The organism is uncultured Parabacteroides sp. (assembly GCF_905196875.1).
In the GTDB taxonomy this organism is placed as follows: domain Bacteria; phylum Bacteroidota; class Bacteroidia; order Bacteroidales; family Tannerellaceae; genus Parabacteroides.
On sequence record NZ_CAJJWO010000002.1, the window covers coordinates 53,249 to 71,701 of the forward strand.

Here is an 18,453-nt window from a genome sequence, read left to right on the forward strand (position 1 = left end):
TTATACAATTATGAAAACTTTAAAATATATAGCTTTCGGAGCAGCTTTATTACTCCCGATGATGTCTTGTGATTCTTTTCTGGATGAAGCTCCACAGGGGGTAGCTGATTCGGATAACCTGAATACGGCGGATAATATAGAAAAGATGGTGATTTCGGCTTATTCTTCACTGGGTAACGATAACTATTCGGATGGTTTGAATGCTTACTGGCCTTACGGGGATCTGCGTAGCGGTGATGCTTATAAAGGTGGTGCCGGAACAGGTGACATGGGTGATTTCCATATGTTTGAAACTTTTGTCTATTTGCGTGATGATAATGGTTACCTGGACAAGAAGTGGTATTCGCAATATATCGCGATTGCCCGTACAAATGATGCTTTGGGACGTATTCATGCAATTTCGGAAGAGGCTTATCCTAAAAAGAAAGTCCGTGAAGCTGAAATGCGTTTCTTACGCGCTAATTATTATTTCGACCTGAAGGTTTTGTTCAAGCATATGCCGTGGATCGATGAAAATGATAAAACAGACGATTATATTACGATATCGAACGTCGAGTATACCGATAAGGAATTATGGGATATGATTATTGCGGAGTTCCGTTTTGCAATGGAAAACCTGCCGGATAAGAACGACGATCTGGCACGAGCTAATAAAGGTATGGCGCAAGCTTATCTGGCAAAAGCTCTTCTGTATGCTGCTTACGAACAAAATGAGAAACATGAAGTTACTAATATTGATAAAACAAAACTGCAGGAAGTTGTGACTCTTTGCCAGGGATTGTCAGGGAAGTATTCGCTGGCTGCTGATTTTGCCAATAACTTCCTTTGCGAAACAGAAAATGGGCCGGAGTCGATATTCGCAGTTCAATTTTCTGTAAACGACGGTACGTTGCGTGGCCGTCTGGATTGGGGAGCTATGTTGAATTATCCGATGAATCCGGAATATGGTTGCTGTGGTTTCCATAGTCCTTCACAGAACATGGTGAATGCTTTCCAAACGGATGAAAACGGATTACCGTTGTTCGATACTTATAATAATCATGATTTACAGACTGCTGACGATTTGCTTGCCACAAATATCGACCCGCGTTTGAATCATACGGTTGCCATTCCGGGTGCTCCTTACAAATATAACCCTGAGTTTATTTTTGAAACGAGCTGGACGCGCGATCCGAATACTTACGGTAGCTTTATGTCGATGAAGGAAACAGTTTTACCGGATTGTCCGTGTTTCGCTTTTGCCTCTCCTTTTATGTCAAGCTCCAAGAACCGCGATATTATCCGCTACGACGATGTGATGCTATGGCAGGCAGAAGCTTTGATCGAACTGGGTCGTCAGGCAGAGGCGCTTCCATTAATTAATGCCCTTCGTGAAAGAGCGGCCAACAGTACGGCTAAGTTAGTGGATGTGCAGGGTGATCCTACCGGCAAATTCAATATTGCAACTTATCAGCCGGGTAAGAACTGTCCGGAATGGACACAGGATTTCGCGCGTAAGGCTTTGCGTTGGGAACGTCGTCTGGAAATGTCGCAGGAAGGTTCTACTTTCTTCGATCTGGTTCGCTGGGGTATTGCTGCGGAGACTGTAAATAAATATTTTGAAGTTGAGAAAACCCGCCGTACCTATATGGGTGAAGCGAAGTTCACTAAAAATAAAGATGAATATTTCCCTATCCCGAAAAATCAGATTAATTTTAGCAAAAAGCTGTACAAACAAAATTATGGCTGGTAAAATGAATCAATCGGTAAACAGGGCATTTACCCTTGCAGGTGGTGTCCTGTTTATGACCAATATAAATAGTACTATTGTTTTATTTTAAATCCTTATTTACCATGAAAGTAAGAGCTCGAAATGTCTTAATTCTTGCAGGTGCCCTGATGACCTGTATCTCTACAGTGGAAGCACAAGATCTGACAATGAAAATAACGAAGAAGTATCTTAATCTGCCGGTTTCGCATCAGACCGACCGGGCAGTGATGACTTTTGACGTAGGAGGGAAGCAGGAACGGGCGTTTAACATCCGTCTGGCTCCCGAAAATCCGGACTACTGGGTGTTCTGTGATATGTCTGCACTGAAGAATAAAGAGATAAAAATATCCTATAACGGGAATAAAGCCGGAATAAACAAGATCTATCAGGCGGATGAAATTGCCGGACAGGATAGTCTGTATAAAGAAACCAACCGTCCGCAGGTTCATTACACCCAGCGTAGAGGCTGGAACAACGATCCCAACGGATTATTGTATTATGATGGCGAATATCATCTGTTTTATCAGCATAACCCCTACGAACGTGAATGGGAAAATATGCATTGGGGCCATGCCGTAAGTAAGGACCTGATACATTGGGAAGAACTGCCGGATGCGCTTTTCCCGGATGAACACGGCACGATGTTTTCCGGCTCGGCTGTTATCGACTATGACAATACTTCCGGCTTCGGCAAGAAAGGCACTCCGGCTATGGTTGCTATTTATACTGCCGACAATCCGGAAAAACAGGTACAGTGTATCGCTTATAGCCTGGATAAAGGACGTACATGGACAAAATATCAAGGAAATCCGGTGATCGATTCCAAAGCGAAATGGAACAGTAAAGATACCCGCGACCCGAAAGTTTTCTGGCATAAACCGTCCAATAAGTGGGTGCTGGTGCTGAACGAACGTGATGGACATTCCATTTACAACTCCGATAACCTGAAAGACTGGACTTTCGAAAGCCATGTCACCGGCTTCTGGGAATGTCCTGAATTGTTCGAGCTGGCTGTCGATGGAAATAAGAACAACACCAAATGGGTGATGTACGGTGCTTCCGGTACCTATATGATCGGAGTGTTCGATGGGAAGAAATTTACGCCGGAGGCCGGTAAGTATTACTATTCAACCGGCTCTATCTATGCCGCCCAGACTTTTACCAATATTCCGGAATCCGACGGACGTCGTATCCAGATGGGTTGGGGACGTATCTCTCACCCGGGAATGCCTATCAACGGTATGATGTTGCTCCCGACGGAATTGTCTTTGCGCACTACGAAAGACGGTGTTCGCCTGTTCAGCAAACCTATTAAAGAGTTTGAACAGCTACAAACCAAAGCGGGCCAGTGGAGTTCACTGACTGCTGATAAAGCCAATGAGCTGCTTCAGCAATACAACGACGCAGGAGCTTTGCGTATCCGTACCACCATTAAGCTGTCTCACGCCACGAGTGCCGGCCTGAACCTGTTCGGACAATCTTTACTGGATTATGACATGAACTTCAATCGGATAAACGGTGTGTTCTATTCGCCGGAAGATATGACCAGCATGGAAATTACTGCCGATATCATATTAGATAAGACATCTGTAGAGATCTTTATAGATAACGGGGCTTACTCCTATTCCATGGAGCGTCGGCCGGATGTGAAGAATAAAGAAGGTTTCCACTTCTGGGGAAACAATATCGAAGTAAAAGATCTGGAAGTGTATACGCTCCGGTCTATTTGGAAATAAATGTGTAGTATTAATTGTATATAAAGGATTATGTTGATGAAATATGTTTTATATCTTGCGATCCCATTGATAATCATTCTGTCTATGGCGTCGTGTAAAAATAGTAAACCGAAAGCAGAAGCGCAGGATACAGTGGCTGCATTTCAGGAAAAGTATCGTCCCCAATTCCATTTCTCTCCCGCAGAACATTGGATGAACGACCCGAATGGCATGGTGTATTATGAAGGAGAATATCACCTGTTTTATCAGCATTATCCTGAAGCTTCCGTTTGGGGACCTATGCATTGGGGGCATGCTATCAGTAAAGACCTGGTGCATTGGGAACACATGCCTGTCGCGCTGGCTCCGGATAGCCTGGGGTATATATTCTCAGGTAGCGCAGTGGTCGACTGGAAGAATACATCTGGCTTCGGTACGGTCGAAAATCCTCCTTTGGTAGCCTTCTTCACCTATCATAACCCCGATATAGAACAGGCGAAGCAGATAGAGATCGAATCGCAAGGAGTCGCTTATAGTGTCGATAAAGGTCGTACCTGGATCAAGTATGATAAGAATCCGGTATTGAAGAATCCCGGAATACGCGATTTCCGTGATCCGAAAGTATTCTGGCACGAAGAAAGCGGACAGTGGATCATGTCTGTGGCCTCGGGACAAACGATCAGTTTCTATGGTTCTAAGAATTGCTTGGACTGGTCTTTCCTCAGCGAGTTCGGTAAGGGATTGGGTTGCCACGACGGTGTTTGGGAATGCCCTGACCTGCTGCCGCTCAAAGTAAAAGACTCAGATGAGAATAAATGGGTCTTGTTGGTGAATATTAATCCGGGCGGCCCGGCAGGTGGCTCTGCTACTCAATATTTTGTCGGCGATTTTGACGGTAAGACATTTACCACCGACCAGAAAAAGACCTTCTGGATGGATCACGGTAAAGATAATTATGCCGGCGTAACCTGGTCGGATGCTCCCGGAGGCAGGCAGATCCTGATCGGATGGATGAATAACTGGGAATATGCCGGTGCAAAACCTTGTGTAAAATGGAGCGGAGCCGCCACTTTCCCGCGTGAGCTAGGATTGGTGAAAGACGGATCTATCTATTTACTTACTTCCGAACCCGTTAAGGAACTGGATGTATTATACGGAGAGTCTGTCACCCTGGATCATTTAAAGGTCAACAAATCCGAACTTCTGTCGGATAAGTTTGAGTTCGGTAAGGCTCCTATAGAGATAAAACTGACATTCAACCAGGAGAATAATACCCAGCTGGGCTTTGCCTCCCGTTACGGTGTACGTCTGAAAAACAATAAGGGCGAATATATTACGATTGGCTATGAGAATTTAGACAAGTTGTTTTATGTAGACCGTACCAATGCGACCGGAGAGGTTTTCTCCGATAAATTCGCCTCGGTTCATTCCGTTCCTTACATTGTAAATACACCGGAGATAGAATGGACCCTACTGATAGATGTAGCCTCCGTAGAGTTCTTTACGGCGGAAGGACGCGTAGTCGTGACGGATGTCTTTTATCCTTCGGAACCGTTTAACACGATAGAAGTATTCACTGAAAATGGAAATGTGGATATTGTGAAAGGAAAAATAACAGAAATACGTTCAATCTGGAAATAAAAACATACAAATGATGAAAAAGAACAAGCCAATAGTAGTAGGTATCGGCGAACTCCTTTGGGATGTGCTGCCTACGGGAAAACGTGCCGGCGGAGCACCGATCAACTTTGTGTATCACGCTACCCAACTGGGAGCCGAAGGGTATGCGATCAGTGCCGTAGGGAATGATGTGTCCGGCACGGAGATCATTCAGGAACTGGATAAAAGCGGAATCAACCATTTGCTGGGGAGTGTGGAATATCCGACCGGCAGCGTCATGGTGGAATTGAAAGAGGGTATTCCAACCTATACCATTATCGAAGGAGTTGCCTGGGATCATATCCCGTTGACGCAGGAGGCGATCGACGTGGTGAAGAAAGCCGATGCAATCTGTTTCGGTACCTTGTCGCTGCGTTCGCCCGAATCGCGGGCAACTGTATTGAGCCTCCTGAATTATTTGCCCGAAGACACTTTGCGCTTCTTCGATATCAATATCCGCCAGTCGTACTATTCGAAGGATCTGATCGAGACCTTGCTTCATAAAGCAAATGTATTCAAGATCAATGATGAGGAACTCGTGCTGCTTCGCGGTATGTGCGACCTGGAAGGCTCGGATGAGGAAGCCTGCCGCAAATTGCTCCGCAAATATAACCTGAAGTATGTGATCCTGACCGCCGGATGTGACTTCAGTTCCATCTATTCGCAGGATGACCAGTCTACTATCCCTACTCCTAAAGTGGAGGTGGCCGATACGGTCGGTGCCGGCGATTCGTTTTCCGGAGCATTTATCTATTCCATATTAACCGGTAAATCCCTGCGCGAAGCCCATCAGGCAGCGGTAGAAACAGCCGCATTCGTTTGTACCCGTGAAGGTGCGTGGCCGGAATACCCTAATAAAGACTGATCATGAAAGAAAAAGGATTATATATAAAACTGATCCCTATCATGCTGGCATTCTTTGCCATGGGATTCGTTGACCTTGTGGGTATTGCCTCCAACTATGTGAAGGCTGATCTGAACCTGACCGATTCGGAAGCGAATATCTTCCCCTCGCTGGTGTTCTTCTGGTTCCTGATCTTCTCCGTGCCGACCGGAATGATGATGAACCGCATCGGACGGAAGAAGACCGTGCTGCTCAGTCTGGTGGTGACTTTCTTTTCACTGCTTCTTCCCATCTTCGGAGATGGCTATACCTTGATGCTGCTTTCTTTCTCGCTGTTGGGTATCGGTAATGCATTGATGCAGACCTCACTGAATCCCCTGCTGTCGAATGTGATCAGCGGCGATAAGCTGGCCAGCAGTCTTACTTTCGGACAGTTTGTGAAAGCGATCGCCTCTTTCCTGGCTCCGTATATCGCCATGTGGGGAGCTACGGTAGCTATTCCTTCATTCGGACTGGGCTGGCGGGTACTTTTCCCGATCTATATGGTGGTTGCGGTTATTGCCATTCTGTTGCTTGGAGCTACACAGATAGAAGAGGAAAAACCGGAGGGTAAACCATCTACTTTCGGTGAATGTTTTGCCCTGTTGGGAAAACCTTTTATCCTGTTGTGCTTTATCGGCATCATGTGTCATGTCGGTATCGATGTTGGAACAAATACGACGGCTCCCAAGATATTGATGGAACGTCTGGGGATGGGACTTCATGAAGCCTCGTTCGCTACCAGTCTTTACTTTATCCTGCGTACCATCGGATGCTTCCTCGGTGCTTTTATCCTGACGCGGATGTCGGCAAAGGTATTCTTCGGTATTAGTGTCCTTATGATGCTGGCGGCTATGGTCGGTCTTTCCATTTTTCAAAGTAAAGAGGTTATATATATATGTATAGGATTGATCGGTTTCGGTAACTCGAATGTCTTCTCCATCATCTTTTCACAGGCTATTCAATCTATGCCGCAACGCAAGAATGAAATATCCGGCCTGATGATTATGGGTTTGTTCGGCGGAACGATATTCCCTCTCTTTATGGGGTTCCTGTCGGATGCAATGGCTTCGCAGTTGGGTGCGGTTCTGGTATTGAGTGTCGGAGTCCTTTATCTGGCATTTCTCTGTCCTAAACTGAAGCATTAAAGATATTTCCTGCAGGACTTAGAAAAGTTTCATGCCTATGAAACACTTGTTTCACCTAGTAGAAACAAATGTTTCACTATAGAGAAACAACAGCTTCATACCGACGGAACTTTTCTAAGACGATAATAAGAAGCCACGCCGCCGTAAGCATTTGCAACAGCGATGTGGCTTCTGTCTTTTGCCGGCTCTTTATACTATTGAATTATACCGCTAAAGGGATAATTTGTTTGTCAGGTTCAAAAACTTTACTACTTTTGTTTATCGAAAAAAACAGAAAACAAAATATCAATCAGTTATGGCAGAAATAAAGCAGTATGTAAAGGCCGCAGAAGAGAAAATGACGTTCGCAATCGAGTATCTCGACGATCAGTTGGCTCACATTCGTGCCGGTAAGGCTAATCCGAAAATCCTTGACAGTGTGAAGGTGCCTTATTACGGAAGTCTTGTTCCTCTAACTAACGTAGCATCGGTGAATACACCCGATGCAAAAACGATTATTATCACTCCGTGGGAAAAACCGCTTATCAAAGAGATCGAAAAAGCAATCATGAACTCGGAAGTCGGTATCACTCCTGAAAATAATGGTGAAATTATCCGCCTGGGTATTCCTCCGTTGACGGAGGAACGTCGTCGCTCTTTGGCAAAACAATCCAAACAGGAAGCAGAAACGGCAAAGATCAGTATCCGTAATGCTCGTCGTGATGCCATTGAGACAATCAAGAAAAGTGTGAAAGCAGATGGTACTCCCGAAGATGTGGCAAAAGACGCTGAAGCGGAAGTCCAGAAGATACATGATAAATTTATTAAAAAGGTAGATGACCTCTACGCTGCTAAAGAAAAAGAAATAATGACAGTATAACTTATAGGGGCGAAACAATTTTCGCCCTTCTTTTTTTATATAAGACAACAAGAAAGCATGAAAGGACTGGTAATAAAAAATACAGGTAGCTGGTATACCGTGCGTACCGACGACGGACGTGATGTGGAAAGTAAAGTTAAAGGCAATTTCCGTCTGAAAGAGATCCGCAGCACAAACCCTGTATCGGTGGGCGACCGTGTCGATATCGATATCAATAATGAAGGCACAGCTTTTATTACCCATATAGAAGACCGGAAGAACTATATCATCCGCCGGGCTTCCAATTTGTCGAAGCAGTCGCATATCATTGCAGCTAACCTCGATCAGGCTATGCTGATCGTTACTGTCAATTATCCGATTACCACCACTGTCTTTATCGATCGTTTTCTGGCTACTGCCGAAGCCTACCGTGTGCCGGTTAAAATGATCTTCAATAAGATCGACCGTTATAAAGGGGAGGAGAAAGAATACCTCGATGCTATGATGAACCTGTATACCACGATCGGTTACCCCTGTTCTACCCTCTGTGCGAAGACGGGCGAGGGGCTGGAAGAGTTAAAGGCTGAGCTGAAAGATAAGATCACGCTTCTGTCCGGACATTCGGGGGTTGGAAAATCGACAATCATCAATAAGCTTGTTCCCGGGGTGAACCTGCGGACTGGCGATATCTCCGAGTATCACAACAAGGGGATGCATACTACAACCTTTTCTGAAATGATCCCGCTGCCGGAAGGTGGTTATCTGATCGATACTCCGGGAATCAAAGGTTTCGGTACGATCGAGATGGAGACGGCCGAAATATCCCATTATTTCCCCGAAATATTCAGATTCTCGTCCGATTGTAAGTTCAGCGACTGTTCTCACCGGCATGAACCGGGCTGCGCGGTGCTTAAAGCGCTGGAAGAGAATTTCATCAGCGAGTCCCGCTACAAAAGCTACCTCAGTATCCTGGAAGATAAGGAGGAAGGTAAATACCGCGAAGAATATTGATAATTTGCCAATTTGCCAATGTGGCGCTACGCTAAATGTGCCAATTCATAGCTGTTTTTCTTTAATTGGCATATTAGCATATTGTCACATTATTATACGGCTGGAAGGCTCATTCCGGTGATCTTACGGTATAAATCCAGGGCATACACATCTGTCATCCCTGATATATAGTCGAGTACGCATTGCACCTTGCCATATGTGGTGGGAGCATTGGTGTCGTATTGTTCCGGGATACGTTGCAACAGGAGCTTACTGTAAGCATGGCCCTGGTTCATCACAGCCTCTGTCAAGCTGTCGATGAGGTGGCTGAAGATATGGTAACCGGCCAGTTCGATATCGAGTACTTCTTTGGCGCGATAGATCTTTTTGTATGCTGTCTTTGAGCAGGTTTCATAAGCTTCTTTGGCTTTCGTGCCGATTTGCTCGATCAGGGGAGCGTTATATGTGCCGTTAAGTATTCCTTCTTCATTTTCCAGAAAGACGCGTGAACATTCGTCTACCAGTAAGCCGATGATACAGGAACGGAGGTAAGCGATCTGTTCGTTTGTATCGTCTACCATTTTCATGACTTTAATGATGCGGTCGAGTCGTTCCCCTTCAAAGAAGTTAAGTAAAAGGCGGATAGCCTCTTCCGTTGTCAGGATATGTAGTTTGCAGGCATCTTCTATATCCATGATCTGATAACAGATGTCGTCGGCCGCTTCCACCAGGTAAACCAGTGGATAACGGACGTATTTGTTAGCATCTTCGGGGTTTTTATTTATCCCCAGTTCTACCGCTATGCGCAAATAGGCCTCTTCTTCCGACTGGAAAAATCCGAATTTTCCTTTCTTTCCGGAATAAACCGATGCATACGGATATTTAATAATGGAGGCCAAGGTGCTGTAAGTAAGAGCAAAGCCGCCTTTGCGTCTGCCGATAAACTGGTGTGTAAGCAGGCGCATAGCATTGGCATTCCCTTCAAAATGCAAGAAATCTTCCCAGCGGCCGCCAGTCGAACGTATTTCATCTTCCAGATAACTGCCGTTCCCTTCAGAAAAGTAAGCGGAGATAGCCCGTTCACCGGAATGTCCGAATGGAGGGTTTCCCATATCATGAGCCAGGCAGGCAGCAGAAACAATAGAACCTAATTCCGGAAAATTGATACTTCCGTCAGGATATTTCTGCATTAACCCCTTCGCTACATTATTACCTAATGAACGACCTACACAAGATACTTCCAGGCTGTGCGTCAAACGGTTATGAACAAAGATACTGCCTGGTAGAGGGAATACCTGTGTTTTATTCTGTAATCTGCGAAAGGGGGAGGAGAAGATTAACCGGTCGTAATCCCGTTGAAAATCCGTACGTTCATGTTTGCGTTCATGATACTCTTCCATTCCAAAACGTTTGCCTGACAGTAATTGGGTCCAGTTCATAGTTTTATGATAAATGTCTTTTTACAAAGATAGACATTTTGGGGGAGAATAGGAGAATAAGGGCTTCAAATAATAATTAATTACGTAGTTCTATCAGAACTTAAACCATATTTTATCCATTTGTTTACAAAGCTATGAATTTATACCAGAATTACATGCTGTTTTAACTAGCGAAGTATTTAAATTTATTTACATTAACATAAATATGGTATGTTTTCCTACACACAGAAATGTTACTTAACGTAAATTTAACTTCAAACAGCATAGTTCTGATAGAACTCAGTTCTTTTCTTTGCTTAGATCTAATTAAACGTTAAAGTGTTTGCTAAACTTAAGAAGAAGTATTATGAAAATTTTTATTATTAACTCATCTAAACAATCTAACTTTATGAGGAAAAGCTTTGTAATGTTGATACTATTCTGTATAGGAATATGTACAAATGTGCTATGGGCGCAAAGTAAAGTAAGCGGCGTTGTAATGGACAAAGAACTCAATGAGCCTCTCGCCGGGGTGAATGTTCTGCAAAAAGGAACAACAGTGGGTACCGTAACGGATATGGATGGTAAATATTCGTTGGATGTTAGCAGTAATGCTGTTTTGGTTTTTTCTTATTTGAGTATGAAAACAATAGAAGAACCGGTCAATGGCCGTTCTACTATTAATGTAAACATGGTTTCCGACTCTGAACAGCTGGGTGAAGTCGTTGTAACTGCATTGGGTATCAAACGTGAGTCCAAGACTTTGACTTATGCTGCCCAAACAGTAGGAGGAAAGGACTTGAATGAAATCAAGAATGTGAACATGATCAACTCTTTGCAAGGTAAGAGTGCAGGTTTGCAGATCACTCCGAACTCGACTGGTGCCGGTGGTGCTTCAAAGATTTTGTTTCGTGGTAATAAATCTATTAGTGGTAGCAACCAGCCGTTGGTAGTTGTGGATGGTGTGCCTTTGATGATGAATGTATCGACCTCTCAGGTAGATATGGTATATGGTAGCCAGCGTGATGGTGGTGATGCCATGTCGACGATCAACCCGGACGATATTGCTCAGATCACTTTGCTGAAAGGTGCTTCTGCTGCTGCATTGTATGGTGCTGTTGCTGCCAATGGTGCTATTATGATTACAACCAAATCTGCTCAGGCAGGTAAGGTGTCTATCAATGTATCAAGCAATACGACAGTTGAAACAGCGATGTCTCTGCCCAAGTTCCAAAACTCATACGGTGTGAGTGATGAAGGTACTTTTAGCTGGGGTAACAAGTTGTCTTCTAAAGCCCCGAATTATGCAAAAGAATTTTACAGACCGGGTTTCACTACCAACAACTCTATCTCTCTGGCTGGTGGTAACGACAATATCTCGTCTTATTTCTCTTATGCAAATGTGGCTTCCAACGGTATTATGCCGAAGAACGATTATATGAGTCATAACCTGTTGGCTAAAGTCGGTTTTAACTTGTGGAAGAAAGTGAAAGTCGATGTTAGTGCTCGTTATAATAACCAGCATATCGAGAACCAGGCTATGGCTGGTTTCCTGGGTAACCCGATCACCGGTGCTTATCTGTTTCCGAGAGGTGAAGATTGGAATGGTTACAAGAATAACTTTGAGGTGTATGATCCGTCATTAAATACAAACGTTCAGAACTGGACAAACCTGGGACAGGAACAGTTCTCTAACCCGTATTGGATGCTGAACAGACAAACTCCTATTTCTGATCGTAACCGTTACGAATTTGGTGGTAGTGTGAAATATGATATTATCGCCGGTCTTTCCGTTACGGGACGTTTACGTTATGAACGTGGTGAAGATAAGTTTATCCAGAATGAATACGCTTCCAGTACCGGCGGACGTAACTCAATGGGACAGATAAAAGATAACCGTGTGTTTAGTGAACAGATGTATGGTGACGTATTGGTAAGTTATAATAAAATATGGGATGAAGATTATTCATTGTCAGTAACGGCTGGTAGCAGTTTCACAAAGACTAATTCATCCAGCATTGAAATCATCGGCGATGGTTCTAAGTTCTCTGTAGTCGATGGTAAACCGACAGGTAACACTTATTATCCGAATATTTTCTCACCGGCTAACTATTATAAGACCAGAACTTCAGAAACTTTATCAGAAAAGCGTTTGAATTCTGTTTTTGCTACGGCTCAGTTTGGTTACAAGGAAGGTTTGTTCCTGGATGTAACAGCTCGTAATGACTGGTCTTCTGCTTTGGCATTTACCGATGGTGTTTCATTCTTCTATCCGTCTGTCGGAGCAAGTGCTTTGTTAGATAAGTTTGTCGATTTCGGTAAGAATGTGGATATGTTCAAACTCCGTGCTTCTTATTCAATTGTGGGTAACGATGTTCCGGTATTTATGACTAATCTGCGTTATACATTGAAAGACCAGGGTTCTATCACTCCTCCGGAAAAGGCTCCGTTCAAGACATTGAAACCTGAAAAAACAAACTCTTTGGAAGTTGGTTTCGACGGTACATTCTTCCGTAACCGTTTGAATGTGAACTTGACTTATTATAAAACGAATACAAAGAACCAGTTCTTTGCTATCGATGCTCCGTGGGAAACAGGTTTGAGACAACGTTATGTAAATGCAGGTGATGTTCAAAACTCTGGTTTTGAAGCTGTCTTGGGTTGGTATAACCAGTTTACAGATAATTTCAGCTGGACAACCAGCTTCAACTTCGCTTATAATACGAATAAGATTAAGGAGTTGATCGACGAATTGCCTGACGGTTTGTCATTGGCTAACTATGGTGGTGCTAAAGTGATCCTGAAAGAAGGCGGACATTACGGTGACCTGTACGTTCGTCAGATCAAGAGAGACGATAGCGGTAAACCGGTTGTTGAAAATGGCGCTCCCCAGTTGGGTGGCGATGGTATTGCCGATCTGGAATATGCAGGCGATATGAACGCAAAGGTAAACATGGGTTGGACAAATACATTCCACTATAAAGATTTCACATTGTCATTCCTGATCGATGCTAAAGTCGGTGGTAAGGTAATGTCGATGACCGAAGCTACATTAGACGGCTGGGGTGTTTCAGAACGTTCGGCTGCTGCTCGTGATGCAGGGCAGGTCGTTTTTGAAGGTATAACTTTTGATCCGCAGAAGTTCTATTCTACTACCGGTGCAACAAACTTCAACTCACAGTATGCAAATGGTTTGTATATTTATGATGCAACCAATGTTCGTTTACGTGAATTGTCATTCGGTTATACATTCCGCAACTTGTTTGGTGCAGGTAAGAACCTAAATGCATCCCTGATTGGACGCAACTTGTTCTTCTTCTATAAAGATGCTCCGATGGATCCGGAAGTTTCTGCTTCTACAAATAATGGATGGCAGGGATTCGATATGTTCTCATTGCCTACATCCCGTAGTTTTGGTCTTAATTTAAAACTTAATTTCTAAATCTTAGTTCCTATGAAGATAAATAAATTTTTGACATATACTGTCGCTTCAGCTCTTACATTGGCTGCTGGTTCTATGATGACAGGCTGTACCGATAATTTTGGAGAACTGAATACGAATAAATATGAAGTAGACCCGGACAATTTGCCGTTTGAGTCTCAGTTTGTAGAGCCAATCACTTACGTCTATGCTCCTCAACAAAATATGTTCCAGTTCTGGACTAACCTGAGCACAGACTTGTTCAGTGGCTATTTCATGACTCCGCATAACTTTGGCGGTAACGGTAACGTCGACTATAAACTGAACCGTGGCTTTTGCGGTGGTATGTATGAAAACTTCAACCTGCATATATTCAATAATACACGTCGTTTGATCAAGACTTGCGACGAGAAAGGTCTTGTTGATTATGCAGCGATCATGCGTGTGGTTCAGGTGTATGCATTGTCTACAATGACAGATACTTACGGACCTGTCGCTTATCAGTCTGTACTGGAAGGAAACGATGTTTCTTTTTATTATGACTCGCAGGAAAGCATTTATAATGCGATGTTTGCATTACTGGATGAAGCTATAACCGGCTTTAAGAATGGAACGTCTGATGTAGCCAATATGCAGCAGTTTGATTACTGGTGTCAGGGGAATCGTGAGTTGTGGGTGAAAGTTGCCAATCAATTCAAATTACGTTTGGCAATGCGTATTGTAAAAGCTAATCCGGGTCTGGCTAAGCAAAAAGCTGAAGAAGCTGTTTCCGGAGGTGTCTTAACCTCTGCTGATAAGGATATCCTGATCGACCAGGGTTTGAGCAACGAATTGACTCGTATGTTCGAATGGGGTGACTGTGGTGTGAATGCAAACCTGGTGACAATTCTGGAAGGTTATAACGACCCGCGTATCGCTCTTTATATTACGAAGAATACAAATGATATCAAAGTAGGAGACAATGTAGTTGTTGCTAAAGACTCTAAGTATCTGGGTATTCGTGGTGGCTGTAATCTGCCGAATAAACCGAACCAGTGGGGTAACTTCTCCAATATAGTATGTACTTATTCAACTCCGATGCCGGTAATGAAGGCTGCCGAATCTTACTTCCTGCGTGCAGAAGGTGCTTTGCGTGGCTGGAATATGGGTGGTAATGCTAAGGATTTGTATGAAGAAGGTATCCGTCTTTCTATTAAGAACGAATTGAAGTATAAAGGTGTTTATGCAGGTGTGACTTCTGTTTCCGACGAAGAAATCGATGCTTATATTAACGGCACGACTCTTCCTGCTGATTTTGTAGATCCGGTGGATGCTCAGAATAGTATCAAGGCTATGAATACCGTTCCTGTGAAATGGGATGAAGGCGCTAGCAACGAACAAAAGCTGCAACGTATCATTACCCAGAAATGGATTGCCAACTTCCCATTGTCAACGGAAGCATGGGCTGAATATCGTCGTACGGGTTATCCTAAGCTATTCCCGAACCGCGTAAACAGCAGTAATGGAACAATCGATACAGACGAACAGATCCGTCGCCTGATCTATTCGGAAGTGGAAATCAATACGAACAATGATGAGTTGCAGAAAGGTATCCAGGTGCTTAATCAGGAAAATTCAAGCTCGAAGTTTACCGGTGATATCGGTGGTACTCGTGTTTGGTGGGATAAAGCAAATGTAGGAAACTTCTAATTTTAAAGGGGTTCTGTAATTGTGAGAATATAAGAAAGGCTTCCTGCAATCAAAGCAGGAAGCCTTTCTGTTTATGTACTATTGTTATCTGCTATTTAAGTGGATGCGGAGTGTCGGAAATCCAAATCGCTTTGATTGTTTCTTCCTGGTTATATCCCAGAGGACAAGCTTTGCTGCGGGTATTGGCCCGATAGGTATTTTGTGTTTCATTAGGACTACAAATACCACGTAAGCCGGGCATTTCGATGTGTCCGTTCGGATCTGCCTGTTTGATCCAGTTCCATGCGTACCAAAGCCATTCGTTCCTGTAAGTTTCTGGTTGTTTGGCATACCATGATATTTCATCCCAACCCCATGGGAAATAGGAGGTGGTATCGGCAACGTTGACGGGGTCTTCTTTTCCGTAATTGTCTAGTTCTACCAGATAGGGTAACGATTTGCATGTCCATCCGCTGGGTGTAATGCATCCCAGGCTCTTACCATAAATACCATCCAGGTGATTAACGCGTAATTCTCCTTGTTGTGCTTCACCAGCTTTAATATTTCCAGGTATGGCACGGATACGCATCGGGAAAGAATTGAAATCGATCAGACTTTTGCCGTCTTTTAACATGCCGCCTTTAGGCGTATGAGCATCCAGCAGTACCCAGTGACGACGGGCATGTTCAGCTGCATAGGTACGGATATGATCGATAACCTTTGCCCAATATTCCCGGTGAGGATCATGCATGCCTATCAACTCGATCTGGCCTAAATGAAAGGCTTCGCAACCGATATTGATATAGGAACAAGCCAAAAAGTGAAACCATAGCTGTGTTTCCGTACGGCTGATATCAGGCACACTCCCTCCTTTATGCCAATGATCCACATATTTACCTTCTTTGCTTAGCATATCTTTGTAAGAGAAGTTCCGCGTTTCCGGTTTTATTCCGTATGACCGGAAGACCCATTCGGGAACAGGTATTGTATTAACCTCTTCTGAGATTGCTTCGAACAGACATCCCTGGAAGATAATATCCGGATCATAGGCATGCAATTCTTGAATGATGGATTGGGCTTTAGACCAGAATTCCGGATTGTTGAGGATGCGCTCATTTTCCCACCGAAAGATTGCACGACCGACGAGTTTGGGCCCAATGTTTTTGATCATACGGATATCATCCGTGTAAATGTCTTTGTTCTTTTCTCCCGGAACCAGTACGCAGGAGAGCGTGATAGATCGGTCCAGATAGTTTTCTAAAACTTCACGGTCTATTCCATTCCCGTCGAAATGATAGGCCTTATCCTGTGCACTCATGCAAAGGGGAAATAAGGCTATCAAAATAAAATATTTGCAGATTTGTTTCATCTACTTTCCGGTTGTTTATTCCAGTATACCTTTTCCCTGACGTATGATTTCAAAATTATCTGTCGTACAATCTACCACTGTCGATGCTTCGAAACCTCCATAGCCTCCGTCGATTACAAGATCTACCAGGTTTTCATACTTTTCGTGTATAAGTTCCGGGTCGGTGGTGTATTCGATCATGTCGTCGTCATCGTGTACCGACATGGTCAGGATCGGGTTTCCCAGCTCTTTTACCAACGTACGGATAATGTTATTATCAGGCACACGGATACCGACTTCTTTTCTGTTCTTATATATCTTAGGCAATTCGCTGCTTGTTGGCAGAATGAAGGTGAAAGGACCCGGCAGGTTCTTTTTCATCAACTTGAATGCAGCATTATTAACCTTGGCATATTCACTTAAATTTGAAAGGTCGTAGCAAATGATGGCCAGGTTGCTCTTTTGAGGATTGATACCTTTCATCTGGCAGATCTTTTCGACAGCACGGACATTCAATGCATCACAACCGATTGCATAGACAGTGTCAGTCGGATAAATTACCAGGCCTCCGTCGCGGAGAACTTCGATAACTTTGTCTATTTCCCTTGGATTGGGATTTTCGGGATAAATCTTAATTAGCATAGCTTTATCAGTTAACAGTCAACAGGTGACAAATGTTTATTGCAGTATAAACTGTAAATATCCATTTGCCACCTGTTTACTTTTTTACGGCTATTAGCCGTAAATTATATTACCGTTCTCGTCGGTAAACTCTTCTAATCCTTTACTGTACTGGTTCATGGCACGAAGGCTCATACCCATGCTTGAGAAACCACCGTCATGGTAGAGATTTTGCATCGTTACCTTACGGGTGAGGTCGGAGAACATCATGACGCAATAGTCTGCACATTCATCGGCAGTAGCGTTACCCAGCGGGCTCATCTTGTCGGAGAAATCCAGCAAGTGTTCCATTCCTTTCACACCGCTACCGGCTGTAGTCATTGTCGGTGACTGAGAGATTGTATTGATACGAACCCCTTTTTCGCGGCCATAGATATATCCGAAGCTGCGTGCAATCGATTCCAGCAGGCTTTTGGCATCTGCCATGTCGTTGTAACCGAAGAATGTACGCTGGGCTGCCACATACGACAATGCCAGAACGGAGCCTCCTTGTGCAATTGCATCCTGTTTCTTGGCTACCTGCAACATCTTATGAAAAGAGACAGCGGATATATCCAATGTCTTTTCAAGCATTCCGTAATCCAGATCATCGTAGGTACGTTTCTTACGTACGTTTGGACTCATACCGATAGAATGTAATACGAAATCTATTTTTCCTCCCAGTATTTCTACTGATTTTGAGAATACCGTTTCCAGGTCTTCAACGCTTGTAGCGTCCGCCGGCACTACTTCTGCATTCAGTTTCTTTGCCAGGGCATCCACTTCGCCCATACGTACGGCAACCGGTGTATTACTTAACGTAATGATTGCACCTTCCTCTACAGCTCTTTCTGCCACCTTCCAGGCGATCGACATCTCATTCAGCGCACCGAAGATAATGCCTCTCTTTCCTTTCAATAAATTATGACTCATACCTTTATTTAATTTATTTACG

13 protein-coding genes are annotated in these 18,453 nt (G+C 43.8%); 9 read left to right on the forward strand and 4 right to left on the reverse strand.

Translation table 11 applies throughout. The features are described 5' to 3' along the window. Positions 1-10: 10 nt before the first annotated feature. The 7 genes from QZ076_RS01120 (at position 11) to rsgA (ending at position 9,004) form a co-directional block, all read left to right on the forward strand. Complete coding sequence (locus QZ076_RS01120) at positions 11-1,732, forward strand: RagB/SusD family nutrient uptake outer membrane protein (RefSeq protein ID WP_293709540.1); 1,722 nt, start codon at positions 11-13, stop codon at positions 1,730-1,732. 146 nt (positions 1,733-1,878) lie between these two features. Further along, entirely contained in the window at positions 1,879-3,486 is a 1,608-nt protein-coding gene (locus QZ076_RS01125) for a DUF4980 domain-containing protein (protein ID WP_293709716.1), read from the forward strand. Between the two features lie 36 nt (positions 3,487-3,522). After that, entirely contained in the window at positions 3,523-5,106 is a 1,584-nt protein-coding gene (locus QZ076_RS01130; protein WP_293709541.1) for a glycoside hydrolase family 32 protein, read from the forward strand. 13 nt (positions 5,107-5,119) lie between these two features. Then, the gene (locus QZ076_RS01135) at positions 5,120-5,989 is read left to right on the forward strand and encodes a carbohydrate kinase (RefSeq protein ID WP_293709542.1); all 870 of its coding nucleotides are present in this window, start codon (positions 5,120-5,122) and stop codon (positions 5,987-5,989) included. Between the two features lie 2 nt (positions 5,990-5,991). Beyond that, positions 5,992-7,155, forward strand: a complete 1,164-nt coding sequence (locus QZ076_RS01140; protein ID WP_293709543.1) for an MFS transporter — start codon at positions 5,992-5,994, stop codon at positions 7,153-7,155. A 295-nt stretch (positions 7,156-7,450) separates the two neighbouring features. Then, entirely contained in the window at positions 7,451-8,014 is a 564-nt protein-coding gene (gene frr, locus QZ076_RS01145) for a ribosome recycling factor (RefSeq protein WP_293709544.1), read from the forward strand. Positions 8,015-8,071: 57 nt separating this feature from the next. Further along, a complete protein-coding gene (gene rsgA / locus QZ076_RS01150; protein WP_293709545.1) occupies positions 8,072-9,004 on the forward strand; it encodes a ribosome small subunit-dependent GTPase A in 933 nt (310 codons plus the stop codon). Positions 9,005-9,096: 92 nt separating this feature from the next. Here the strand turns inward: rsgA and dgt are convergent, their stop codons facing one another. Beyond that, a complete protein-coding gene (dgt, locus tag QZ076_RS01155) occupies positions 9,097-10,422 on the reverse strand; it encodes a dGTP triphosphohydrolase (protein ID WP_293709546.1) in 1,326 nt (441 codons plus the stop codon). Positions 10,423-10,810: 388 nt separating this feature from the next. On the opposite strand from dgt, the gene QZ076_RS01160 reads away from it, so the two are divergent. Further along, entirely contained in the window at positions 10,811-13,843 is a 3,033-nt protein-coding gene (locus tag QZ076_RS01160; protein WP_293709547.1) for a SusC/RagA family TonB-linked outer membrane protein, read from the forward strand. Positions 13,844-13,855: 12 nt separating this feature from the next. Beyond that, on the forward strand, positions 13,856-15,511 hold the full coding sequence (locus tag QZ076_RS01165; protein WP_293709548.1) for a SusD/RagB family nutrient-binding outer membrane lipoprotein: 1,656 nt from the start codon (positions 13,856-13,858) through the stop codon (positions 15,509-15,511). Between the two features lie 91 nt (positions 15,512-15,602). On the opposite strand, the gene QZ076_RS01170 is transcribed toward QZ076_RS01165, so the two are convergent. The 3 genes from QZ076_RS01170 to QZ076_RS01180 all read right to left on the reverse strand — a co-directional run bounded on the left by QZ076_RS01170 (position 15,603) and on the right by QZ076_RS01180 (position 18,431). Beyond that, the gene (locus tag QZ076_RS01170; RefSeq protein WP_293709549.1) at positions 15,603-16,859 is read right to left on the reverse strand and encodes a hypothetical protein; all 1,257 of its coding nucleotides are present in this window, start codon (positions 16,857-16,859) and stop codon (positions 15,603-15,605) included. Between the two features lie 15 nt (positions 16,860-16,874). Continuing rightward, a complete protein-coding gene (locus tag QZ076_RS01175; RefSeq protein WP_293709550.1) occupies positions 16,875-17,480 on the reverse strand; it encodes an L-threonylcarbamoyladenylate synthase in 606 nt (201 codons plus the stop codon). A 93-nt stretch (positions 17,481-17,573) separates the two neighbouring features. Further along, positions 17,574-18,431: an SDR family oxidoreductase gene (locus QZ076_RS01180; RefSeq protein ID WP_293709551.1), complete on the reverse strand. Its 858-nt coding sequence runs from the start codon at positions 18,429-18,431 to the stop codon at positions 17,574-17,576. Between the last annotated feature and the right edge of the window lie 22 nt (positions 18,432-18,453).